This window comes from Nocardia farcinica (assembly GCF_001182745.1).
GTDB classification, from domain to species: Bacteria; Actinomycetota; Actinomycetes; order Mycobacteriales; family Mycobacteriaceae; genus Nocardia; species Nocardia farcinica.
The window spans coordinates 729,020-751,283 of sequence record NZ_LN868939.1 but is presented as its reverse complement, the minus strand read 5'-3'; the positions used below and the strand labels follow the sequence as shown (position 1 = coordinate 751,283).

Genomic DNA, 22,264 nt, shown 5'->3' with positions numbered 1-22,264 from the left:
ACGGTGCGAAAGGGGCAGTCCATGAACCTGATCAGCGCGATTCTCTGCTCGACCGCCGCGGTGGGCGGCTCCTTGATGATCCCGGGGGTGGCGTCAGCAACCTCCGTGCACTGCACGGCCGAGGGCGGGGCCGACATCACCGTCATCGAGGGCAGCACCGGATGCCGCGCGGCCAGCGACGCGGCGGGCCACGCTCGCTCCGCCGGGTACGACGGGGTGGGGTATGCCCGTGCGAGCCAGGGCGCGGCCGCGCTCGGCGTGGGCGCCGCCGGTGGGGTCGGAGCGAGCGAGGGCACCGGCGGCATCCCGATCGCGGTCGGCGTCGGGCCCGACGCGATGGCGCTGAGCATGATCGCCGCCGACCCGGCCGCCGGTCCGGCGATGGCGGTGGCGATCGCGTTCCAGGGTTCACGGGCGGAAGTGGGCGGTACGCCGGACGGGTCGGTGGTGTGCCTCGGCTCCGGGGCGATCGCGTGGAACATGCAGAGCGGGGCGACCTGCCTGACCACACCGTTCGGCAGCTGGAAACCGACGTTGCCGGTCACGGCCGCCGATCGCAGCTGAGACCAGGCCCGCACGACAGCCGCCCGGCGCGAGGAGCCCGGCAGGCGCCCCGAGCCGCACGACCCGCCGGGCCCGGTCGGCTACACCGCGCTGCGATCCCGGATCGAACCGGGCGCGCCCGTGGTTCGTGGCATCGGCATGACGTGCGAGGGACCGGTGGCACCGGGACCGGGCATGCTGCACGCCGTGGCCGCCGGGCTCGACTTCCAGCGGTACCTGCGGTGGCGGCGCGCGCGGACCGGCGATCCCTTCGTCGTGGGGTTTCCCGGATTCGGGACGGTCGTCTTCACCGGCAGCTCCGCGGGGGCGCGGGAGGTGTTCCGGCTGCCCGCCCACGCGGTCCGACCGCCGCGGCCGAACCCGATCGAACCGATGGTCGGGCCCGGGTCGCTGATCCTGGCCGCGGGGGAGCGGCACCGGGCCGACCGCGCGCTGCTCACCCCGGTACTCCGCGCCGTGGGACCGCGCGGATACGCGGAACTGATCCGCACCGCGGTGGCGGCGGAGGTCGCCCGCTGGCGGCCGGGCACGCGGATCGATGCCCGTGCGGCTGCGCGGGCGGTGGCCCTGCGGGTGATCCTGGCCGTGGTGTTCGGCGCGGACGACGCAGCCCGTCACGCGACCTACCGCGCGGCGGTCACGGATTTCCTCACCGCCTTCTCCGGTCCGTTGCTGCTGGTACCGGCGCTGCGGCGCGGATGCGGGAGACGGGCGCCGTGGGACCGCTTCCTGGCCGCGCGTACCCGCCTGGACGCCCTCATCCGCGCCGACGTGGTCCGCCGCCGGACCCGCGGTCCGTCGGGCGATCTGCTCGCCGCGCTGATCGCGGCCGGGCGCACCGACGACGAGCTGTGCGATCAGCTGCGCACGCTGTTGGTCGCCGGTCACGAAACCACCGCGACGAGCCTGGTCTGGGCGCTCTACCACCTGCACCGCATCCCCGGAACGCTCGACCGGGTGCGCGGCGAGCCCGCCTGGCTGGACGCGGCCTGCCAGGAGACGTTGCGGCTGCATCCGCCGGTTCCCATCGTGTTGCGCCGCCTCTGCGAGCCACGCACCCTGTTCGGCACACCGCTGGCGGCCGGGGACACGGTGGGGGTCGCCGTACCGTTGCTGCACTCGCAGCCGGAGCTCTGGCCCGACCCGTGGCGGTTTCGTCCCGAGCGGTTCCGGGAGCGCGGCTACGGACCGTTCGAGTTCGCGCCCTACGGCGGCGGACACCGGCGGTGCCCCGGCGCGGCGCTGGCCGAGCTCGAACTGCGCGTCGTGCTCGACACCGTGCTCGGCGCGGCGCGACTGCGGCTGACCCCGCGCTACCGGTACGGCCCGACACCGCGCGCGGTCCCGCACAACATCGCCACCGGGCCGTGGCGCGGAATCAGCTTCACCATGATCGGGTGATTTAGCTCACAGCAGGTTTGGCAGCCGGGGAAACCGGACGGACGGCCTGTTGGCCACGAGATTGCCGGGCAGTGGCGTGACCGGCGACTTTCACGAAAGGCCGCCGCGCACAACCCCTTTTGTGATGGCAGTCACTACCGGCTCCGGTTGCCTATCACCGATCGGGACGACTGGCCCCGAGCGGTGTGCGGAAGGTAGGAATGGACGAGGTCGGGGGCCGTCACTACACGCCGATGAAATGTCTCGCCCGCTGCGTGCGCGCGGGAGATGGAAATGGACGAGAAACCAATGCATGCCGCTTCGAACGACAGGCCGATGCCCACGCACGACCGGCTGACCCGCCGGCTACGCCGGGGCGTCCTCTTGTCCGCGGCGATCGCCGCGGCCGGTGCCGTGATCGTCGCGCCCGCCCAGGCGGAGCCGCTCTTCCCGGGTCTCGATTCCGGATCCGCGTCCGCGGTGACCGAGCCGACGCCGCAGGCCAACTTCGCGCCGCCGAACATCAACATCGCCGACGGTGAGACCGTGGGCGTGGCGCAGCCGATCATCATCACCTTCAAGGAGCCCATCGAGGATCGCGCGACGGCCGAGAAGGCCATCAAGATCACCTCCTCGAACGAGGCGCCCGGCCACTTCTACTGGTGGAGCGACAAGCAGGTGCGCTGGCGGCCGAACGACTTCTGGCCCGCCAACACCGATGTCCGCGTGGAGGCGGGCGGCACGACCAGCTCGTTCCGCATCGGCGACGCGCAGATCACCACCGCCGACGACGCGACGAAGACCATCACCATCACCCGCAACGGTGAAGTGGTGAAGACGATGCCGACCTCGCTGGGCAAGCCCGGCCACGAGACCCCCAACGGCACCTACATCGTGGGCGAGCGGCACCGCCAGATGGTGATGGACTCCTCGACCTACGGTGTGCCGATCGACGCGCCGGAGGGCTACAAGCTCGACGTCGAGTACGCCACCCGGCTCTCCAACAGCGGCATCTTCCTGCACGCCGCGCCGTGGTCGGTGGGCCAGCAGGGTGTCGCCAACGTCAGCCACGGCTGCCTGAACGTCAGCACCGAGGACGCGCGCTGGTTCTTCGAGAACGCGCAGAAGGGCGACCCGGTCATCGTGCAGAACACCGCGGGCGGCACCCTCAACGCCCGCGACGGTCTCGGCGACTGGAACTGATCGCCCGACCCGAACGAACGAGACGCCGATCGCGCAGCGTGCGCGGTCGGCGTCTCGCGTTCGATCACCAGATCTTGACCCGTTCGGCCGGGTCCAGGTACAGCGCGTCGCCGGGGCGCACGTCGAAGGCCTCGTGGAAGCTGTCGATGTTGCGCACGACGGCATTGCAGCGGAACTCCGGCGGCGAGTGCGGGTCGATGGCCAGCCTGCGGATCGCCTCCTCGGCGCGAGCCTTGGTGCGCCACACCTGCGCCCAGCCGAAGAACACCCGCTGCAGCCCGGTCAGACCGTCGATGACGGGCGGCTCGGCGCCGTTCAACGAGATCTTGTAGGCCTCGAGCGCGATCGACAGGCCACCGAGATCGCCGATGTTCTCCCCGATGGTGAATTCGCCGTTGACGGTGTGCTCGTCGGGCAGGTCCTTGGGCGAGAGCACGTTGTACTGCTCGATCAACGCCTTGGTGCGCTTGGCGAACTCGGCGCGGTCGGCGTCGGTCCACCAGTCCACCATGTTGCCGTCGCCGTCGTACTTGGCACCCTGATCGTCGAACCCGTGGCCGATCTCGTGCCCGATCACCGCACCGATACCGCCGTAGTTCGCGGCGTCGTCGGCGTTCATGTCGAAGAACGGCGGCTGCAGGATCGCGGCCGGGAAGACGATCTCGTTCATGCCGGGGTTGTAGTAGGCATTGACCGTCTGCGGGGTCATGAACCACTCGTCGCGGTCCACCGGGCCACCGAGCTTGCGCAGGTCCCGGTCGTGTTCGGCGGCGTAGCCGCGACGGTAGTTGCCCACCAGGTCGGCGGGATCGATCCGCACGCCCGAGTAGTCGCGCCAGCGGTCCGGGTACCCGATCTTGGGCGTGAACTTCTCCAGCTTGGCCAGCGCGGCCTGCCTGGTCTCCGGGCTCATCCAGTCGAGCTCGGCGATGTTGCGCCGGTAGGCCTCCTGCAGGTTCGCCACCAGTTCCTGCATCCTGGCCTTCGCCGCGGGCGGAAAGTGCTCGGCGACGTACAGTTTGCCGACGGCCTCGCCGAGCAGCTCCTGCACCAGCGAGACACCGCGCTTCCAGCGCTCCCGGTTCTCGGTGGCGCCGGTGAGCGTGCGGCCGTAGAAGGCGAAGTTCTCCTCGACCAGCTCGTCGGTGAGGTACGGGGCGCGGGCGCGCAGGATGCGCCAAGCGGCCCAGGCCTGCCAGTCGGCGAGGTCGGCCTCGGCCCACAGACGGGCGAAGGTGCGCAGGTAATCGGGCTGGCGGACGACCACTTCGGCGAACAGCTCGGGCCCGTCGCGATCCACGCCCTCGGCCAGTGCGGAGGTCCATGCGGCCCAGTCGTATTCGGGCTGCTCGGCGACGAGCGCGTCGAACGTGGTGAGGTTGTAGCTCAATTCGGCGTCGCGGCGGCGCACCACGTCCCAGTGGCCTGCCGCCAGCCTGCGCTCGAGCTCGAAGATCCGCTGCCCCACCGTGTCCGGATCCTGCGGCAACAGCGCGCCGATGCGGGGGTCGGCGGCGGCGAGGGCGAACATGCGCCCGATGTGCGCGATGTAGGTGGTGCGGATCTCGGCGAATTCGTCCTGGCGGTAATAGGACTCGTCGGGCAGGCCGAGGCCGGACTGCGTCAGGTGCACCAGATAGCGGCTGGAATCCTTGTCGTCGGTGTCGACGTAGCAGCCGACCGCGCCGCCGACGCCGGTGCGCGCCAGCCTGCCCAGCAGCGCGGCGAAGGCACCGCGGTCGGTCACGTCGCGCACGGCGGCCAGTTCGGCGGAGATGGGCGAGAGCCCGGCCGCGGCCACGGTGTCGGTGTCCATGAAGCTGGCGTAGAGGTCGCCGATCCGGCGGGCGTCGGCGTCGTCCTGATCGTCACGCGCGCAGCGCTGGATGATCGCTTGGACATCGAGTTCGGCCTGGTCGTAGAGCGCGCGGAAGGCGCCGTCGACCGCTCGGTCGGCGGGGATCTCGTGGTCGGCCAGCCACTTGCCGTTGACGTGCGCGAACAGGTCGTCCTGCACCCGGACGGACTCGTCGAGATGGGAAAGATCGATACCGGAGGGACTGGTCAGTTCGGAGGTCACGCAGTCCAGTATGCCCACCTGGCCGGGTCAGCGGCCGGGTGCGGCGAGCGCGCGGTCGAACTCGCGGTCGTGCACGCCCGCCAGAAACGCCTGCCACTCCGCGGCGGTGTAGCGCAGGGTGATCGCGCCGTGCCGCAGGAACATGCCGCCGTCGGCGGTGGGCTCGGTGCCGAGACCGGGATGGGGGCGGCCCGCGCGCAGGGCACCCAGGAAGTCGGACCACAGTGTCGCGGGCACGGTGATCACCGGCTCGGCGGCGGGATCGGCGGCCGGGTCGCGACGATATTTGCTGTCGCGGATCAGCACGGCCTCGCCGTCGAAGCGGACCTCGACGCACTGGTTGCCGTTGTTCGAACGGCTCGAGGTGAACCAGCCGGTGTCACCCGACCGGGCCCCCGCGGTGGTGGCCATGATCAGGAGTCTACTCCGGAAGCGTAACGCCTGATCAGCGCTGCGGAGTCGGCGCGAGAGAGTGCCTGGTCGAGGGCGCGTAGATAGGCGAAGCCGAGATCGCGCACCAGCTCGGGATCTTCCACCGGGCCGCCGAACACGGCGCTCTCGGCCCAGCCGAACGTCGGTAGCTGCTCGCTTGCGAAGTCGAGCAGATGGAAGCTGGACCCGCCCAGGATCGCGCCCGCCGTCGCCGTGAACGGGATGACCCGCACCTCCAGGGTGTCGAGTTCGTCGACGAGCCGGGCCAGATGCTCGAGCTGCCCGCGCAGCACCTGCGGGCCGCCGGTCTGCTGCCGCAGGGTGGCCTCGCCGACGATCGCGGTGAGTTCCACGCGGTCGGGTCCGCGCAGCCGCTGCTGGCGGCGCAGGCGGATCGCGACGAGCTGGTCGACCTGCACCGGACGGATCATCACGTCCGCGCTGATCAGGGCACGCGCGTAGTCCTCGGTCTGCAACAGGCCCGGGACGATCAGGCTGTCGTAGCTGCGGATGCTCTGCGCGCCGTACTCCATCCCGTACAACCGCTGCAACTCCGGGCCGATCAGCGCCGAGGACCGGCTCCACCAGCCGCGCTGCTTGCCCGCCTGCAACAGCGCCAGCAGTTCCGCGCGTTCGTCGTCGGGCACCTCCAGCACGTCGAGCACCGGGCCGATCGTCCGTGCGGTCAGCACTCGCCTGCCGTTCTCCACGTGCGACCAGTTGGCCGGGGTGAAGCCGACCCGGCGGGCGAATCCCGCGGAATCGAAGCCGCGCTGTTCGCGCAGCTCACGCAGCCGCAACACCAGCTCCCAGCGCGCGACGGTCGGCGAGACGGGTGCCATGCCAGGCGATGCTACTTCGTGACCACCGCATCGGCGGTGACTATTGTCAGCGCAGTTGCCCGGGTCTACTGTCGAGACAGCGGTTGGTTACACCCGAAAGGTCCACTCCGCACCGAGGCGAGGTTCGTCATGAGCACGTCCCGCACTGGTTCTGGCAGTCACCGTTCGCTCGACACCGCGCAGCCGCGGTCACCGCGCTCGGCCGCGGGCCGCACTCCGCTCCGCGAAGACGCTTTCGTCCGCTGTCGCCGCTACCGCACCGATCATCGGCTCTTCGCCGTCGTCGATCCCGCGCTCGGGCGCATCATGCTCGAAGTGGGCGCGGTCGGCGCGGTGGTGATGCCCGCTCCGCTCGGCGCGAAGGTGCGCGAGCTGCTCGGCGGGCCGCCGCGCTGCCCGATCATCGCGCACCCGCGCTCGGACCGGTGGACCTTCCTCACCGGGCCGAACGACAACTCCTACCTGGACATGGTCTTGTTCGCGGACCTGTTCCGGGTGTGCGCGTCGGTCGCGCTGCCGGGCAGCCGGATCGTGCTGCCCTCACCGGCCGACGAGCAGACCGGCTATCGCACCTGGGTCTCGGCGCCGGAGGGCGACTACCGGCCGGAGCTGGCCGAGGTGATCGGTGCGACCCGCACCACCGCCACCACACCGCGGCAGCGCGCGGCGTACTGAGCGCGGATCAGGGAGTCGGCGCCGGTGTCAGCGTGATGCTGAAGCGGTCCTCGACGTTCTCGGTCCACTTGCGCTCGCACTCGTCGATCTTGGCCTGGTCGGTGCCCGCCTTGTTCAGGCAGTCGACCAGGTCCTTGCCGCCGGTGTCGACGAAGAAGCTCCAGCCGACGATCGCCACCAGGGTCGCCCCGATCAGCCCGAGCACGCTCAGCACCAGGCCGGTGATCGCCATCCCGGTGCCGCCTCCGGTGCCCTTGCGCGCCTTGACCAGCGCGATGATGCCGAAGATGAGGCCGAACAGGCCGAACAGGAAGCCGCCGAAGACGGTGACGAAGCTGATCAGGGCCAGAATGCCGAGGACGAGCGCGGTGATCGCCATGCCCTTGCCCCGCGGCGACTCCTGCCAGTACTGACCGCCCGGGGGCGGATACTGTCCGGGCGGCGGCGGGTATTGGCCGGGAGGCGGATACTGGCCCGGGGGCGGGTACTGCGACATGAGTCTTCCTCTCATCGCTCGGACGGGCGCTCGCGCGCGACGGTCCACACCTGATCGCGCTCCCTGATCCCCGATGTTAATCGGACGAACCGGCCACGCCCGGGACGAGCGCGGCCCTCAGCGTGCCGAACTCACTGCCCGCCCAGGCGCGCGTGCATCTCCCAGACCAGGATCTCCGCCGGGCCGTGCGCGGTCACCCGCTGGCCGCCGCTGTGGCTGAGCCGCACCGCGTCCCCGGCGTAGAGCGGACCCACGCCCTCCATCTCCACCTCGCCACGGGCCACGAACAGGTGCAGGTACGGCGCCTCGGGCAGGTGCACCGGGGCGGCGGGATCACCCGGCATCCTGGCCACGTGCAGGGCCGAATGGCTGCTGGCGATCGCGATGGCGGTGCGGTCGCGGTAGCGGGGCAGGCCCGCGGCGACGGTGACGAGCCGGCCGGAGGCGAGCTCGTCATCGATCTCGAGCTGCTGGTAGCCCGGGTCGCCACCCGGCTCGTCGGGCACCACCCACATCTGCACGAAATGCACCGGCTCGTCGTGCTCGGCGCTGTTGTCCAGCCGCCACGAGTCGTTCTTCTCCGAGTGCAGGATGCCGGTGCCCGCGCTCATCCGCTGGGCCAGACCGGGGTAGATCACGCCGCTGTGCCCGAGCGAGTCCTGGTGGACCAGGCTGCCGCCGAGCACCCAGGTGACGATCTCCATGTCCCGGTGCGGGTGGGTGTCGAAGCCCTGCCCCGGCAACACGATGTCCTCGTTGTTCACCAGCAGCAGGCCGTGATGGGTGTTGTCGGGGTCGTAATGCGCGCCGAAGGAGAACGAATGCTTGGAATCCAGCCAGGACACGCGTGTTTTCATCCGGTCGCCGCCCCGGTGGACATCGATGTGCGGCGTCGCGAGTGTGGACATCGGTCCTCCTCTCTGCGGCCGTGCATCGATGGTCGGGGGCGCACCTCACCTCGCGGTGCGCCACATTCCTAGTAAATTGTCCCGCATTCGGCATTTTACGCGAGCGTCGCGCCGGTGAACGGCAGGCGAGCAGTACCGGATTACGAGCGGGGAAACACCGTGGGCCACAATGCCAACCGGAGGTGACGAGCAGATGCGACCGGAGGCGCTCGCTCGCGTCGAGGAACAGTTGCGCGAACAAGCGCGTGCGCAGGGCATCACCGATTTCGTGGTGGGAATCGCGGTATTCCGGGAGGGCCGGTTGCTGGTCGTCCGCCGGGTGCCCGACGACTATTACGGCGGAATGTACGAATTGCCGGGCGGTGGGGTGGAAACGGGGGAATCGTTCGCCGAATGCGTGGCCCGAGAGTTGTTCGAGGAGACCGGGTTGCGGCTGCGCAGCATCGAGCGGTTTCTCGGCGCGATCGATTACGCGACACGCAGCAAACCGCGAGTGCGCAAGTTCAGTTTCCTGGTCGAGGCCGAGCCGGGTGAGGTCGCGCTGGCGCCCGGCGAGCACGACGCGTTCGCCTGGATCGACGCGGGCGCGTTGGAGGACCTGCCGATGGCACCGGACACGCGCACGGCGGTGCGGGCGCTGGTTCACCCCGACTGAGGCACGGCCGTGGCCCGGCCCTGGCCGCGGACACGGCACAATCGGGGCGGTGTCGATCGGTTACCCCCCGGATTGCCCCGCCGCCCCGCAACCACCGTCGTTGCGGACCGCGCTGCGGGACAGCCCCGGCGTGGTGCGGTTGGCGGTGGTGCGGTTCGCCGGGCAATTCGGCGACGGCATGTTCCAGGCCGCGCTTTCCGGCGCCATCCTGTTCAATCCGGAACGCCATACCGATCCGCTGGCCATCGCCGCCGGTTTCGCGGTGCTGCTCCTGCCGTATTCCCTGATCGGCCCGTACGCGGGCGCGTTGCTGGACCGCTGGGATCGGCGCGCGGTGCTGCTGCTGGCGAACGTGGTGCGCGCGGTGCTGATCGGGATCGCCGCGGCGGGCCTGCTCGCGGGCATCGGTGAGACGCCGCTGTTGTTGCTGGCGCTGGCCGTGGTGGGGGTGAGCCGGTTCGTCCAGGCCGGGGTGTCGGCGGCGCTGCCGCGGGTGCTGGATCAGCACTGGCTGGTGGCCATGAACTCGGCGCTCGCGACGGTCGCCTCCGGGTGCGCGGGGGTGGGCGCGGGCGCTGCCGTGGCCGTGATCGGCGTGGTCGGCGCCGGTGATACCGGGTCGGCGGTGGCGGTGGCGGGCAGCGCGGTGGGGTCGGTGATCGGCGCGGTGCTGGCGGTCGGATTCCGCGCCGGGGTGCTGGGGCCCGGCCCGGCCGCACGAGCGGATCGTCGGCGCACCGAGGCGGGTGCCGACGTGGCCGTCGCGGATACGAGCGGTCGCGCGGCGTCGGGGGAGACGGCGGACGCCGGTCGGGCCGACGACGGCGCTGCGACCGGCAGCGAGACCGCGGGCGCCGACCGGGGCACCGTGCGAGCGATCGCGGCCGGGCTGCGGACGGCGGCCTCGGCGGTGTGGGCCGCGCCGTCGGTGACCACGGCGATGATCGGCATCGGCACCCACCGGGTGGTGTTCGGGGCGAACACGCTGATCATGGTGCTGGTGCTGCGTCAGCCCGCCGACGGGTCGGCCTTGGGCGCCGGGCTGATCGGCTTCGGTGTCGCGATCGCCGCGACGGCGGCCGGGATGCTGGTGGCCGCGGTGGTGGCGCCGCTGGTCATCCCACGGCTCGGCCGACCACGCACCGTGGTGGTCGGGCTGGTGGGCGCGATGCTCGTGCAACTCCTGCTCGTCACGCCCACCGCGCTCGCCGGGGCAGGCGCCGCCGGGCACCGCGCCCATCAGCTCCTGCTCGTCGGAGCCTTCCTGTTCGGACTGGCCGGGCAGACCATCAAGCTCACCGGGGACGCGGCGATGCAGATCGATATCGACGACCGCCGCCGCGGCCAGGTGTTCGCGTTGCAGGACACCGTGTTCAACCTCGCCTTCGTGGCCGCCATCGCGCTCACCGCGCTGGTGGTCCCGGCGGACGGCCGTTCACTCCCGGTCGTGCTGGCCGGTGCGGCGGGCTACGGCCTCGGTGTCGTCCTCGTCGCCGTCAATTCCCGGCGCACCGGCCAGGCGCGCTAGCGGGCCCGGCCCAGCGCCTCGGTGAGCGCGACCGGCGAGACCACGAGGCGGTCGAAGCGCCAGCCCTCGGCGGTCCGGCGTGCCCGGTAGTGGTGGATTCCGGCGGCGACGGCCTCGGTGGTGTCGTCGATGACGAAGACGGCGAGGTCGTGCGCACGCACCGTCGCGGTGTCGCCGTCGATCTCGATGACGAGATTGCCCTTGGTGTGCAGGGTGCGGGCGTACACCGCGTGACCCTTGCGCACGAGCGCGTCGAGTTCGGCGATGCCGTGCGCTTCGCCGCGCGGGGAACTGACCTCGACGTCCGCGGTGAAGAGCCGGTCGGTGTCGGCGAAGCCTTCGTCGACCCACACGCTGTGCCGGGCGACGAGCTCGGACAGTTCGGCGCGGTCGGCGAGGTCACGCAGGAGAGCTGGAGTGCCGGTCACGACGATCTCCCATTCTGTTAGTAAAACTAATGTTTGAAGTACTAACAAAAATAGACCGTTAGAAGTACTAATGCAATAGCGGTAGGCTGCCGACATGGAGACCGGCGAAGAACTGCGGTTCGACCGCGGCGCGGACACCCCCGAGCGCCTGACCAGGCGGATATCCCGCCTTGCCGCGATGACGGCCGCCCAGATGACCCGCGCGGCACGCACGGCGCTCCGCGCGGTGGGAGCCCACAAGGATCACTACGTCGTGCTGGCCGCGCTCGCCGAGTTCGGACCGGCGAGCCAGGCGGCGCTCGCGACGCGCAGCCATGTCTTCACGAGCGACCTCGTCGCCGTCCTCAACGACCTCGAAGCGGGCGGCTGGGTGCGCCGGGCGCCCGACCCGGCCGACCGGCGCCGCAACGTCATCACCCTCACCGAGCCGGGCGCACGCCGCCTCGATGAGCTCGACCGCGTCCTCGAACAGGTCGACCAGCACATCCTGGCGCCGCTGGACCCCGACGAGCGCGCCCAGTTGTTCGCACTGCTCGATCGCGTCAACCGCCACCTCGCGGACGCCGGGACGGCGCCGGACCCGCCGTAGCCGCTCAGCCCGCCCACGGCACGGACGGCGGGCTCGGTGGCACACCGGCGGCGCGGTCGGGACGCTGATCGGCCAGCCGCCCGATGTCGTCGAGCACGACCGGGTCGAGGCCGGCGAACCCGTCGGGTGGCCCGGCCTGCGGAACCGGGTACTCGCCGCCGGTTTCCCACAGCGCGTCGTCGGCCAGGCCGTCGCCGTCGAAATCCAGGCAGACCGCGTCCAGCGCACCGGTGCCCGCGAGGTCCAGGTCGGCGGGGGAGGACCAGTGGTGGACCTCGCCGTCGCCGGTGCCGAAGGAGTACCCGATCTCGTTCATATGGGATTGGACGCGGCCCTGTGCCATTCGGTTCCGGCCGGATCACCGGCCCGCGCAGCACGGTCCGGTAAGTTGATCACCCGACCGCGACGAACCGGGGAGCCGACCGACATGGGTGTACCGAGAAAGCTGGAGACCTCCGCGTTCTTCGGTGTTCTCGTCGCGGGTCTGGTGGGGATTCCGGCGCCGACCGCGGCGGCCGCGCCCCATCCCTGGATGCCCGCACCGGTGAACAGTTGCGGCGAAACGGGTTTCGATCCGCTGGCCCGGCTGCCGATGCCGGGGCAGCCCGCGCCGCCGCCCGTCCAGATCCCCTCCGAGATCGAGATCCCCGTGCCGATCCCGGAACTCACGCTGGTCCCGGTGCCCGACCCACCTCCGGACTACACCCGGGTGGCCGCCGACCCGCTGCCCAAGGACCCGTGCGGCGACCCGTGCCCGGACCTGCGTGAACCGGTGGAGCCCGAGACCGCCCCGCCGGCCGAGGACGACACGAAGGCCGAGGAAGGCACCGAGGAGACTCCCGAGGAGGAGGAACTGTCGGTCGACGTGCCCGGGTCGGCGGACACCGGCAGCGGCTCTTCGGCGGGTAGCGGCTCCTCGGCGGGCAGCGGCGACAGCGGGAGCAGCTTCGCCGGGGTGCAGGTGCCGCGCATCAGCATCCGCCCCGAGATCGAGCCCATTCCCATCCCGGTACCCGGTGGGCCGCAACAGGATCCGCAGCCGGCGCCGCCGGAGGTCGTGCATCCGGTCGAGCCGGGACCGCTCGCGCCCGCCCCGGCCGCCCCCGTGGTCGACACCGCGGAGCTGGTGGAGCAGGTGACCGGGCACGGTTCGGAGAACCGCACCGACGTGCGCTGGGCGATCAACGGCACCGACCTCGGCATCATGTGGGAGACCAAGCCCGGCGAGGTGGCGATGGTCTTCGGCGACACCTTCGGCGAAGGCTGGGAGTACGGCGGCGCGGGCGGATCGGACTGGCGCAGCAACGCGCTCGCCTACAGCACCGACACCGACCTCTCCGACGGCGTGCGCATCGACCGGATGGTGCAGGACAGCCGGTGCCACGCGGCCGAGTTGCTGTCGAGCCGCAAGATCAAGAACTGGGAGACCACGGTCATCCCGACCTCCGGCTTCGCCCTCGGCGACCGGCAGTACATGAGCTACATGTCGGTGAACCGCTGGAGCCGCATCCCCGGCATGTGGTGGACCAACTACGGCGGCATCGCCTACTCCGACGACAACGGTTCCACCTGGGTGAAAGACCAGCACGCCAAGTGGGACAACCTGTTCGGGCTCGGCCGGTTCCAGGTCGCCGCGATGGTGCCGCAGGGCGACTACGTCTACATGTTCGGCACCCCGAACGGGCGGGTCGGTGTGGTGGGGCTGGCCAGGGTGCCCAAGGAGCACGTGCTCAACAAGTCCGCCTACCAGTACTGGGTGAACGGTGACTGGGCTCCCGCGGCGGAGAACCAGGCCACGCCGTTGTTCCTCGGTATCGCCAGCGAGCTCTCGGTGCGCTACGACGCGGGCACCGAACGCTGGCAGATGGTCTACCTGGACTCCGCGCGCGGCGCGATCGTGTTGCGCGAGGCGACCACCCCGCAGGGCGCATGGACCGACGGGGTGCCGCTGGTGTCGACCTCGGATTATCCGAAGGCCTACGGCGGCTTCATCCATCCCTGGTCCACCGGCGACGAGCTGTACTTCACCATGTCGGCCTGGGACAGCTACAACGTCTATCTCATGCGCTCGCCGGTGCGCTCACGCTGATCGGTCCGCCCGGCGGAACCGCAACCGTCCGCCGGGCCTGATCTGGGCGACCAGATCGATATCGGCGTCGAGCACCACCGCGACGACCGGATAGCCGCCGGTGATCGGATGGTCGGCGAGGAAGACCACCGGCTCGCCGCTCGGCGGCACCTGCACCGAGCCCGATGCCATGCCCTCCGTGCGCAATTCGCCCGCGACCGCGCGGCGCAGCGGCGGACCCGCCACCCGCGCGAGCCGGGCGCCGACCCGGTCGGTGTCGGTGGTGACCGACCACAGGCCGGTGAACAGCGCGTCGGGGTCGATGAACCAGTCGGCGCGCGGCCCCGGCAAGGCGTGCACCGTCACGGGGTCGGGCTGCGGCGCGACCGGTGCGAGATCGACCAGCGGCAGCGTGCGCGGCGGCGGCCCGATCGGCAGGCGGTCACCGGCGCGCAATGGTTCGGGCCCGATGCCCGCGAGCGTGTCGCGGCTGCGCGAGCCCAGCACCGGCGCGACGTCGACGCCGCCGCGCACCGCGACGTAGCTGCGCAGTCCGTGGGAGGCGAGACCGAGGCGCAGGGTCGCTCCCGGCGCGAGTTCGAGCACGCTCGCGTGCCCGACCGGGACGCCGTCCACGGTTGCCGGCGCCGACGCGCCGGTGACGGCGACGGTGTGGTGCTGCTCGGCGCGTACGACCAGACCGCCGAGCAGTACTTCGATGCCCGCCGCGTCCTCCGGGTTCCCGACCAGCCGATTCGCCAACCGCAGCGCCCCGCGATCGGCGGCGCCCGCCACACCGACCCCGGAATGGAACCACCCGGGTCTGCCGAGGTCCTGCACCGTGGCCGCCGGACCGACCGCCAGCACGCGCATCATCGGCCGACCGCCACGAAGCGGACCGCCGAGCCCGCGCGGATCAGCGCGGGCGGATCGCGATCGACGTCCCACAGCACGGCGTCGGTGTGCCCGATCAGCTGCCAGCCGCCCGGAGTGCTGCGTGGGTACACCGCCGAGTACCCGCCGGCCAGGGCGACCGCGCCGGCCGGGATGGCGGTGCGGGCGCGGTCGCGACGCGGGACGGTCAGGCGGCCGTCCGGTGCTTCCAGGTAGCCGAAACCCGGTGCGAAGCCGACGAATCCGCAGCGCCACACGGTGCCGGTATGCGCCTCGATCACCGCGGGCACGGTCGTACCGAGCAGTTCGGCCACGTGCGCGAGGTCGGCGCCGTCGTATCGCACCGGGATCTCGACCGGCTCGGGTGCCGTTTCGGAGTCGGAAAGACTTGCCACGCCGACTGCTTCACGGGAAACGGCGCCGCCCGGCGTCAGCAGCGCCGCCAACTCGCGCCGGACCGGCTCGGCGTGCGCGGGCGACAGCACCGTCACCAGCACCGTTTCCGCCGCGGGCAGGACATCCTGCACCCCCTCGATCGGCCGCTCACGCAGCCGCGCGGCAACGCGCGCCGCGGTGATCGCACTCCCGGGATACAGCAGCCAGGCGCGGTCACCGGCGGCCCGGATCCACCACTGTTCGGCGTCCTTCGCCACGGCACCGGTCCCCGTCACGCCCGCAGCGCGCTCACCCGAACGCCTCGACGACCACACCGGCGGCGGCCAGCGCGTCCCGGATCCGCCGCGCCATCTCGACCGCGGCGGGGGTGTCGCCGTGCACGCACAGGCTGCCCGCGCCCACCTCGACGGCGCCGCCCTCGACCACCCGAGCCCGCCCCTCGGTCGCGATCGATACCGCCTGCGCCACCGCCGCGTCGGCGTCGAGCACCGCGCCCGCCCGGCCGCGGGGAGCCAACCGGCCCTCCGGCGTGTACGCGCGGTCGGCGAAGCCCTCGCCGACGAACCGCACGCCCGCCGCCGTCGCGGCGTGCTCGAGCTCGGTACCCGCCGGGCCCAGCAACACCAGCTTCGGATCGAGGTCGGTCATCGCCGCCAGCACCGCGTCGGCGAGGTCGCGGCGCGCGGCCGCCGAGTGATAGAGCGCCCCGTGCGGTTTCACGTAACTCACCCGGCTGCCCGCGGCACGCGCGAAACCGTCCAGGGCGCCGATCTGGTACAGCACCTCGTCGCGCAGATCGGCGGGGTCGATCTCGATGCGGCGCCTGCCGAAACCGACCAGGTCGCGGTGGCCGACGTGGGCGCCGATGCGGACGCCGCGTTCGGCGGCCAGCGCACAGGTGCGGCGCATGATCGAGGGGTCACCGGCGTGGAAGCCGCAGGCGATGTTGGCGCTGGTCACCAGGTCGAGCATGGCCGCGTCGTCGCCCATCGTCCACGAACCGAAGCCCTCGCCCAGATCGCTGTTGAGATCCAGCGGCATCGTGACTCCTCCCGTCGCTGCGGCGCGTGCGGTTCCATTGTCGTCGGCCGGTGCCCGCCGGCCAATCCGGTACGCGCGGACCGGTACCCCGATCCAGTACGCTCGGAACGGTCATGGCCGCGTATTTCGATCCGACGTCATGGTCTCCGTTGCGGGCCATCGATATCGGCAGGCGGCTGTTCGAGCAGTCCTGGCTGGAGCAGTGGCTCACCACCACCGCCGCGTGGATGGACCCGGTGGTCGACCTGGGGTCGGGCACGGTCACCGCGCTGCTGCCCGATGTGCTGATGACGGTGCTCAGCGAGGGCATCCTGAGCCGGTTCGGCGGCCAGGAGATCACCGTGACGCTGGTCGGTCACGAACTGCACGCGACCCTGCAGGTGTTGAAGGTGCGCAGGCGCGGCGCGCATTTCCAGACCAAGACGGTGCTGTCCCGGCTGCGCTGGGACGACCACCCGCTCGAGACGGTGACCGTCATCGCGCACGGTGTGCGGCTGATCCCGGGCGTACCGAGCCGGGTGCGCACCGCCCGGCTCGAGGTGTCCGGGACCGTGACCCTCGCCGCGCTGGTGGCCTGGTTGAACACGCTGCCGCTGGCCTGGCACCTCGAGGTGACCGCCGAGGGTGACGTGCGGGCACGTCATCGGCGGCACGCGCTGACCGCCCTGGTGGACGGCGCGGTCACCGACAACCGGTTGACGCTACGGGTGCGGCGGGCCCGCTGGCGCGGCATCCCGCTGCCGCGGCGCCTGGTGGACCCGCCGGTGCTGCCGCTGCGCGATCTCCCGCGTGACCTGCGCATCGTGCGTGCGGCCCTGGACGGCGACCTGGTGCGGTTCGAGCTGGAACTGCCGGAGACGACGGCCTCGTTCGACCTCGCGCAGATCCGCGACGCCGTGGTGGCGGGCACCACGCTGATCGTCTTCTGAGCGTCAGCTCTGGCTCTTCCACCACTCCACCAGGGCGGCCTCGGCCTCCTCGCGGGTGAGCGGACCACGGTCCAAGCGCAGTTCCTTCAGGTACCGCCAGGCGCGGCCGACCTCGGGCCCCGGCGGCAGGCCGAGCAGCTCCATGATGGCGTTGCCGTCCAGGTCGGGCCGGACCTTGGCCAGGTCCTCCTCCTGCTGGAGCCGCGCGATGCGCTCCTCCAGCTCGTCGTAGGTGGCCTGCAGCGCACTGGCGCGGCGCTTGTTGCGGGTGGTGCAGTCGGCGCGCACCAGCTTGTGCAGGCGGGGCAGCAGGTCACCGGCGTCGGTGACGTAGCGCCGCACCGCCGAATCGGTCCACTGGCCCTTGCCGTAGCCGTGGAAGCGCAGGTGCAGGAACACCAGGCGGGCCACGTCCTCGGTGAACTGTTTCGGGTACTTCAGCGCGCGCATCCGTTTGCGCACCATCTTCGCGCCGACCACCTCGTGGTGGTGGAAGCTGACGCCGCCGCCTGGCTCGTTGCGCTTGGTGTCGGGCTTGCCGATGTCGTGCAGCAGCGCCGCCCAGCGCAGCACCAGGTCGGGGTCGCCGTCCTCGAGGTCGATGGCCTGCTCGAGCACGGTCAGCGAATGCCGGTACACATCCTTGTGCTGGTGGTGCTCGTCGATCTCGAGCTTCATGGCGGGCACCTCCGGCAGCACCCGCTGGGCCAGGCCCGTCTCGCACATGATGTCGATGCCGTCGATCGGGTGGTCGCCGGCGATGAGCTTGTCGAGTTCGACCCGCACCCGCTCGGCGGTGATCCGGTCGATCTGCTCGGCCATCCGGCCGATCGCCGCCCGCACCCGCGGGGCGAGCTCGAAGCCGAGTTGCGAGACGAACCGCGCCGCCCGCAGCATCCGCAGCGGATCGTCGTCGAAGGAGTCCTCCGGCGAGGCCGGGGTGTCCAGCACCCCCGCCAGCAGGGCGTCCATTCCGCCGAGCGGGTCGACGAACTCCAGCGAACCGTCGGCCGCGATGCGCACCGCCATCGCGTTGACGGTGAAGTCCCGGCGCACCAGATCACCCTCGAGCGTGTCGCCGAAGGTCACCTCCGGGTTCCGCGAGACCCGGTCGTAGGTGTCGCTGCGGAAGGTGGTGATCTCGAGCTGCTGCCCCGCCTTGGCGGCGCTCACCGTGCCGAAGGCCAGGCCCCCGGTGTCCCATACATGGTCGGCCCACCCGCGCATGATCTCGAGCACCTGCTCGGGCCGCGCGTCGGTGGTGAAATCCAGATCGGTGCCCAACCGTCCGAGCACCGCGTCCCGCACACTGCCGCCCACCAGGTACAACTCGTGCCCGCGCGCCGCGAACAACCCACCGAGCGGGGTGAGCACGTCGGCAAGCGCCCCGAGGGTCACCGCCGCCGAAGCAAGCAACCGCGTACGCCGATCCTCGGAGGGAAGCGGAGCTGTATCGGACACGACAACATCCTCGGACTCGGGCGAAACCACAACGGAACTGTATATAGAGGCCGACCCCCCACCACACCCCGTCCCCACGGCCCCACACCCGGGAGACACAAGGGGGCCCCGACCCGCCGCGACGAAGGAGCGGCAATCCAACACAGTAAGCTTGCCAGGTGTCTCCGGCCGATCGCGCGAACAGTCGACGCCGCCAGCCGCGGCGCCGCGGTTCGGCGGCCGATGCGGCCAAGCCGCGTATGCGCACGGTGCGGGAGACGTCGGCCGGGGGGCTGGTGGTCGACGGGTTGGACGGCCCGAGCGAGCTGCGGTGTGCGGCGCTGATCGGGCGTACCGATCGTCGCGGTCGCCTGCTGTGGTCGTTGCCGAAGGGGCATATCGAGGAGGGGGAGACGGCGGAGCAGACCGCGATCCGTGAGGTGGCCGAGGAGACGGGCATCCAGGGGGTCGTGGTGGCCGAGCTGGGCAGTATCGACTATTGGTTCGTCACGGAGGGCCGCCGGGTGCACAAGACCGTGCATCATTTCCTGCTGCGTTCGGTCGGTGGGGAGTTGTCCGACGCGGATGTGGAGGTCACGTCGGTGGCGTGGGTTCCGTTGACGGAGTTGAATTCCCGGTTGGCGTACGCGGACGAGCGACGGCTGGCCGAGGTGGCGAATCGGCTGATCGACCGGATGGAGACCGGTAAGCGATGACGCGTGGGCTGTTCCGGTTCTTCGTGGCGGTCCTGACTCTGCTGGGTTCGGTCGCGATGGTGACGGGGGCGCCCGCGCCGCAGGCGGTGGCCCAGCCGAACGGGTCGAGTACGACGGCGCCGAAGTTCGTGAAGCTGTCGGTGGATTCGGTCACACCGTCGACGGTGACGGCCTCGTCGGATCCGGTGCTGACGGTGGCGGGAACGGTCACCAACATCGGTGACCGCGTGGTGGAGGACGTCAGTGTGCGCCTACAGCGCGCGGCCGCGGTGTCCGCGCCGTCGGAGTTGCGGTCGGCGTTGCAGCTGGATCAGGTGAACTACGAGATCGCGGGTCCGTTCGAGGACGTGGTGTCGCAGTTGAATCCGGGGCAGCGGCGCCAGTTCACGGTGACGTTGCCGCTGCGTTCGGATGCGGCGGCCTCGCTGCAGATCACCGAGCCCGGGGTGTACCCGGTGTTGTTGAACGTCAACGGGGTGCCCGCCTACGGCGGCCAGGCCAGGCTGGACGACGCCCGGTTCCTGCTGCCGGTGCTGAGCCTGCCGCAGACCGCCACCGAGGGGCACCCGCCAGTCCCGCCGCCCGCGGGCGCACCGGTGGCCACCACGATGCTGTGGCCGTTGGCGGATCGGCCCCGGCTGGTCGCGGGCGCGCCGGGTTCGGTGGACGGGCAGGTCGAGCTCACCGACGACGAGCTGGCGGCCTCGCTCGGCAAGGGCGGCAGGCTGGACCAGCTGCTCGGCTCGCTGGAGGCCGTGTTGGGTTCGGGCCCGACGCGCAACCGGGAGCTGGCGTCGTCGATCTGCCTGGCCGTCGATCCCGATCTGCTGGTGACGGTGCAGGCGATGACGAACGGCTACCGGGTGCTGGCCAGCCCGTCGGATCCGGACGGCGCGACCAGGGAGGGCACCGGCGCGGAGCAGGCCACGGCGTGGCTGGACCGGCTGCGCGCGATCGCGCCCTCGCTGTGCACGGTGGCGCTGCCGTTCGGTCAGGTGGATGTCACGGCGCTGGCCGCGGTGAACGACCCGGAGCTGTCCGCGCGCGCCCTGGACGCCCCGGCGGAGATCGTGGATTCGGTGCTCGGGGTGCGCTCGGTGCGCGGGGTGAGCCTGCCCGATGCCGGGACGATCGACACCGCGGCCGGAATGCTCCTGCGCCGGCACGGTTTCGCCACCGCGGTGCTGGCCGATTCGGCGACCGCGCCGCTGGGCACGGTGGGCGCCTCCGCCGATCTGGACGAGGGGTATTACGCCGACGGCGAGACGACCGCGCCCGACACCGCGCCCGCGCCGGCGCTGGTGCGGTTGCCGGAGGTGACCGCTCCGCAGGCGCCCGAGCACGGCGCGCCGGCGTCCGAACCCGCGCCCGCGGGTGCCACGTCGGTGGTGGCGGGCGCTCCCGCCGAGCCGCCCGCCGCCGCGCCCGATCCCGCGCTGCGGGTGGCGACGTTCGACATCTGGTCGGCCACGGCATTGGCCGCGGTGGGGTCCAATCCGCCGACGCCGTCGTTCACCCCGTCGGGTGTGCGGTACGAGGTGACCAACGATTCCCGGTCGGCCCGCCTGCAGGACGCCCTCGGCGCGGTCTCGTGGCGCGCGCTGAACCCGCAGGCGCCGGGTCCGCGGTCGTTGCTGGTGATGCCGCCCCAGCAGTGGGGCGTCAACGCGGACGAGGCGACCGAGCTGCTGCGTCAGGTCGAGTCGCTGATGCGTGCCGGGCTGGCGACGCCGCGGGCGTTCACCGATCTGCTCGCCCAGCCGCCGGATCCCGAACCCTACGAACTGGATCTGCTGCCGCGTGCCACCACGGACGGCGCACCGGTCCGTTTCGTCGAACCGATCCGCGAGCAGGGGCGCCGGATCACCGATCTGTTCCGGTCGATGGTCGACGTGCCCGAGATCCAGCCGAGCCCGCGCGAGTTCGTCACACCGTTGCGCGACGACCTGCTGCGGGTGCTGAGCCTCTCCGATCGCCGCACCGGTAACTCCGGGCAGCCGGACGCCTGGGCGCAGCGCAGGCTCGACCAGACCACCCGCACCGTCGACAACCTGTACCGCTCGGTGACCGTGCTGCCGCCGGGCGGTGCCTACACGCTGGCGACCGAGCAGAGTCCGCTGCTGCTGGTGGCCCGCAACGACCTGCCGGTGGCCATCCGGATCCGGTTCCGGATCGAGGTGCCCGACGGTGCGGAGATCACCGACCTGGGCGAACAGCAGCTGCCGCCCAAGGGCACCCGCTCGTTCCGGGTGCCGACCCAGGTGAACGACAGCCGCAAACTGGTGATCCCGATCTCGATGACGACCGCCGACGGTGTGCTGCTCGGGGAGTCGACGTCGGTGTCGGTGCGCTCGAACGCCTACGGCCAGACACTGGCGATAATGACCGCATGTGCCGGATTGCTGCTGTTCCTGTTGGCCGGGCGCCGGTTGTGGCACCGGTTCCGGGGCAAGCCCGATCCGGCCGACGAGGGTTTCGACGCCGTCGCGCGACGTCGGCTCGGCCGCTACCGGCGCGCGCGCAAACAGCTGCTGAGCGCGGAGCACGCGGGGAACGAGTGACCGGGGCTCGTCCGGTGTGCCCGGTGGGGGACAATCGAGGGGCAGACGAGCACGGGCCGGCAGCGGCAGCGGCGTCACGGTCGCGCCCGCATCGGTCCGTGCGGCGGAGGCCTGCGGGGGAGCCCGGTGGGCGAAACGCCGTTCCGGCAGGCCGGGGCGCGGGTCCGGTACGACACAGGAGGCATGATGAGCGACGATGATCTCTCCGCTCATCGGCCAGGACCCGACGACCGGCCCGAGATGCCCCCGGTCCGCCGGGCGCCGTCCGCGCCCTGGGAACGCGGGCGCGGACCGCAGGAGGAGCCGGGGATGAACCGTCCCGATCCCCAAGGCGGACCACCGCGAATTCCTCAGGTCAGCCGTCCGCAGGTGCCGCCGGGCCGTCGCATGGGTCCGCCCACCGCGCCGATGCCCCCGCCCTCGGGTCCGCTGCCCACCC

Annotated in this window: 22 protein-coding genes; 11 read left to right on the top strand and 11 right to left on the bottom strand. The window is 71.5% G+C overall.

Features of this window, described 5'->3' with window-relative positions; genetic code table 11:
- The first annotated feature begins 21 nt into the window (after positions 1 to 21).
- The 3 genes from AMO33_RS20520 (at position 22) to AMO33_RS20510 (ending at position 3,147) form a co-directional block, all read left to right on the top strand.
- Positions 22 to 564 carry a DUF6764 family protein gene (locus tag AMO33_RS20520; protein ID WP_060593933.1) on the top strand — a complete coding sequence of 181 codons (543 nt, stop codon included), beginning with the start codon at positions 22 to 24 and terminating at the stop codon, positions 562 to 564.
- Positions 565 to 720: 156 nt separating this feature from the next.
- Entirely contained in the window at positions 721 to 1,965 is a 1,245-nt protein-coding gene (locus AMO33_RS20515) for a cytochrome P450 (protein WP_258196655.1), read from the top strand.
- A gap of 315 nt (positions 1,966 to 2,280) precedes the next feature.
- Complete coding sequence (locus AMO33_RS20510) at positions 2,281 to 3,147, top strand: L,D-transpeptidase (RefSeq protein WP_041560516.1); 867 nt, start codon at positions 2,281 to 2,283, stop codon at positions 3,145 to 3,147.
- Positions 3,148 to 3,211: 64 nt separating this feature from the next.
- Here the strand turns inward: AMO33_RS20510 and AMO33_RS20505 are convergent, their stop codons facing one another.
- From AMO33_RS20505 to AMO33_RS20495, 3 genes are read right to left on the bottom strand one after another with little or no spacing between them, the layout of a single operon-like run.
- Positions 3,212 to 5,227, bottom strand: a complete 2,016-nt coding sequence (locus tag AMO33_RS20505) for a M13 family metallopeptidase (RefSeq protein WP_229434805.1) — start codon at positions 5,225 to 5,227, stop codon at positions 3,212 to 3,214.
- Between the two features lie 27 nt (positions 5,228 to 5,254).
- A complete protein-coding gene (locus tag AMO33_RS20500) occupies positions 5,255 to 5,638 on the bottom strand; it encodes a DUF397 domain-containing protein (protein WP_060593931.1) in 384 nt (127 codons plus the stop codon).
- Between the two features lie 2 nt (positions 5,639 to 5,640).
- Complete coding sequence (locus AMO33_RS20495; RefSeq protein WP_011212176.1) at positions 5,641 to 6,501, bottom strand: helix-turn-helix domain-containing protein; 861 nt, start codon at positions 6,499 to 6,501, stop codon at positions 5,641 to 5,643.
- Positions 6,502 to 6,630: 129 nt separating this feature from the next.
- On the opposite strand from AMO33_RS20495, the gene AMO33_RS20490 reads away from it, so the two are divergent.
- Positions 6,631 to 7,176, top strand: coding sequence for a hypothetical protein (locus AMO33_RS20490; protein WP_011212177.1), 546 nt, complete (start codon positions 6,631 to 6,633; stop codon positions 7,174 to 7,176).
- 7 nt (positions 7,177 to 7,183) lie between these two features.
- Here the strand turns inward: AMO33_RS20490 and AMO33_RS20485 are convergent, their stop codons facing one another.
- Positions 7,184 to 7,672 (bottom strand): DUF4190 domain-containing protein, encoded by a 489-nt coding sequence (locus AMO33_RS20485; protein WP_011212178.1) that lies wholly within the window; start codon positions 7,670 to 7,672, stop codon positions 7,184 to 7,186.
- A gap of 131 nt (positions 7,673 to 7,803) precedes the next feature.
- A complete protein-coding gene (locus AMO33_RS20480; RefSeq protein ID WP_060593930.1) occupies positions 7,804 to 8,580 on the bottom strand; it encodes a pirin family protein in 777 nt (258 codons plus the stop codon).
- Positions 8,581 to 8,749: 169 nt separating this feature from the next.
- Here AMO33_RS20480 and AMO33_RS20475 point away from each other — a divergent pair, with 169 nt between their 5' ends.
- Both AMO33_RS20475 and AMO33_RS20470 read left to right on the top strand, forming a co-directional pair.
- On the top strand, positions 8,750 to 9,235 hold the full coding sequence (locus AMO33_RS20475) for an NUDIX domain-containing protein (protein WP_228792242.1): 486 nt from the start codon (positions 8,750 to 8,752) through the stop codon (positions 9,233 to 9,235).
- A gap of 49 nt (positions 9,236 to 9,284) precedes the next feature.
- Entirely contained in the window at positions 9,285 to 10,763 is a 1,479-nt protein-coding gene (locus AMO33_RS20470; RefSeq protein ID WP_082668769.1) for an MFS transporter, read from the top strand.
- Here AMO33_RS20470 and AMO33_RS20465 read toward each other — a convergent pair.
- Positions 10,760 to 11,191: a nuclear transport factor 2 family protein gene (locus AMO33_RS20465; protein ID WP_060593928.1), complete on the bottom strand. Its 432-nt coding sequence runs from the start codon at positions 11,189 to 11,191 to the stop codon at positions 10,760 to 10,762. The two genes, AMO33_RS20470 and AMO33_RS20465, sit on opposite strands and share 4 nt — an antisense overlap.
- A gap of 94 nt (positions 11,192 to 11,285) precedes the next feature.
- On the opposite strand from AMO33_RS20465, the gene AMO33_RS20460 reads away from it, so the two are divergent.
- Positions 11,286 to 11,780 (top strand): MarR family winged helix-turn-helix transcriptional regulator, encoded by a 495-nt coding sequence (locus AMO33_RS20460; protein ID WP_060593927.1) that lies wholly within the window; start codon positions 11,286 to 11,288, stop codon positions 11,778 to 11,780.
- Between the two features lie 4 nt (positions 11,781 to 11,784).
- On the opposite strand, the gene AMO33_RS20455 is transcribed toward AMO33_RS20460, so the two are convergent.
- On the bottom strand, positions 11,785 to 12,096 hold the full coding sequence (locus AMO33_RS20455; protein WP_060593926.1) for a hypothetical protein: 312 nt from the start codon (positions 12,094 to 12,096) through the stop codon (positions 11,785 to 11,787).
- A 111-nt stretch (positions 12,097 to 12,207) separates the two neighbouring features.
- Here AMO33_RS20455 and AMO33_RS20450 point away from each other — a divergent pair, with 111 nt between their 5' ends.
- A complete protein-coding gene (locus tag AMO33_RS20450; RefSeq protein WP_060593925.1) occupies positions 12,208 to 13,869 on the top strand; it encodes a DUF4185 domain-containing protein in 1,662 nt (553 codons plus the stop codon).
- Here AMO33_RS20450 and AMO33_RS20445 read toward each other — a convergent pair.
- From AMO33_RS20445 to AMO33_RS20435, 3 genes are read right to left on the bottom strand one after another with little or no spacing between them, the layout of a single operon-like run.
- Entirely contained in the window at positions 13,861 to 14,724 is an 864-nt protein-coding gene (locus tag AMO33_RS20445; RefSeq protein ID WP_060593924.1) for a 5-oxoprolinase subunit C family protein, read from the bottom strand. The genes AMO33_RS20450 and AMO33_RS20445 overlap by 9 nt on opposite strands.
- Positions 14,721 to 15,413, bottom strand: a complete 693-nt coding sequence (locus tag AMO33_RS20440) for a 5-oxoprolinase subunit B family protein (protein WP_060593923.1) — start codon at positions 15,411 to 15,413, stop codon at positions 14,721 to 14,723. The genes AMO33_RS20445 and AMO33_RS20440 overlap by 4 nt, the downstream gene beginning before the upstream one ends.
- A 13-nt stretch (positions 15,414 to 15,426) precedes the next feature.
- A complete protein-coding gene (locus tag AMO33_RS20435; protein ID WP_082668768.1) occupies positions 15,427 to 16,179 on the bottom strand; it encodes a LamB/YcsF family protein in 753 nt (250 codons plus the stop codon).
- A 113-nt stretch (positions 16,180 to 16,292) separates the two neighbouring features.
- Between AMO33_RS20435 and AMO33_RS20430 the strand changes: the two genes are divergently transcribed.
- On the top strand, positions 16,293 to 17,108 hold the full coding sequence (locus AMO33_RS20430) for a hypothetical protein (RefSeq protein WP_060593922.1): 816 nt from the start codon (positions 16,293 to 16,295) through the stop codon (positions 17,106 to 17,108).
- A 3-nt stretch (positions 17,109 to 17,111) separates the two neighbouring features.
- Here the strand turns inward: AMO33_RS20430 and AMO33_RS20425 are convergent, their stop codons facing one another.
- Complete coding sequence (locus AMO33_RS20425; RefSeq protein ID WP_011212190.1) at positions 17,112 to 18,569, bottom strand: CCA tRNA nucleotidyltransferase; 1,458 nt, start codon at positions 18,567 to 18,569, stop codon at positions 17,112 to 17,114.
- Between the two features lie 158 nt (positions 18,570 to 18,727).
- Here AMO33_RS20425 and AMO33_RS20420 point away from each other — a divergent pair, with 158 nt between their 5' ends.
- Together AMO33_RS20420 and AMO33_RS20415 are read left to right on the top strand one after the other, a co-directional pair.
- Positions 18,728 to 19,264, top strand: a complete 537-nt coding sequence (locus AMO33_RS20420; RefSeq protein ID WP_011212191.1) for an NUDIX hydrolase — start codon at positions 18,728 to 18,730, stop codon at positions 19,262 to 19,264.
- Positions 19,261 to 21,825, top strand: coding sequence for a DUF6049 family protein (locus tag AMO33_RS20415; RefSeq protein WP_060593921.1), 2,565 nt, complete (start codon positions 19,261 to 19,263; stop codon positions 21,823 to 21,825). Before AMO33_RS20420 ends, AMO33_RS20415 begins: the two co-directional genes overlap by 4 nt.
- The last annotated feature ends 439 nt before the right edge of the window (positions 21,826 to 22,264 follow it).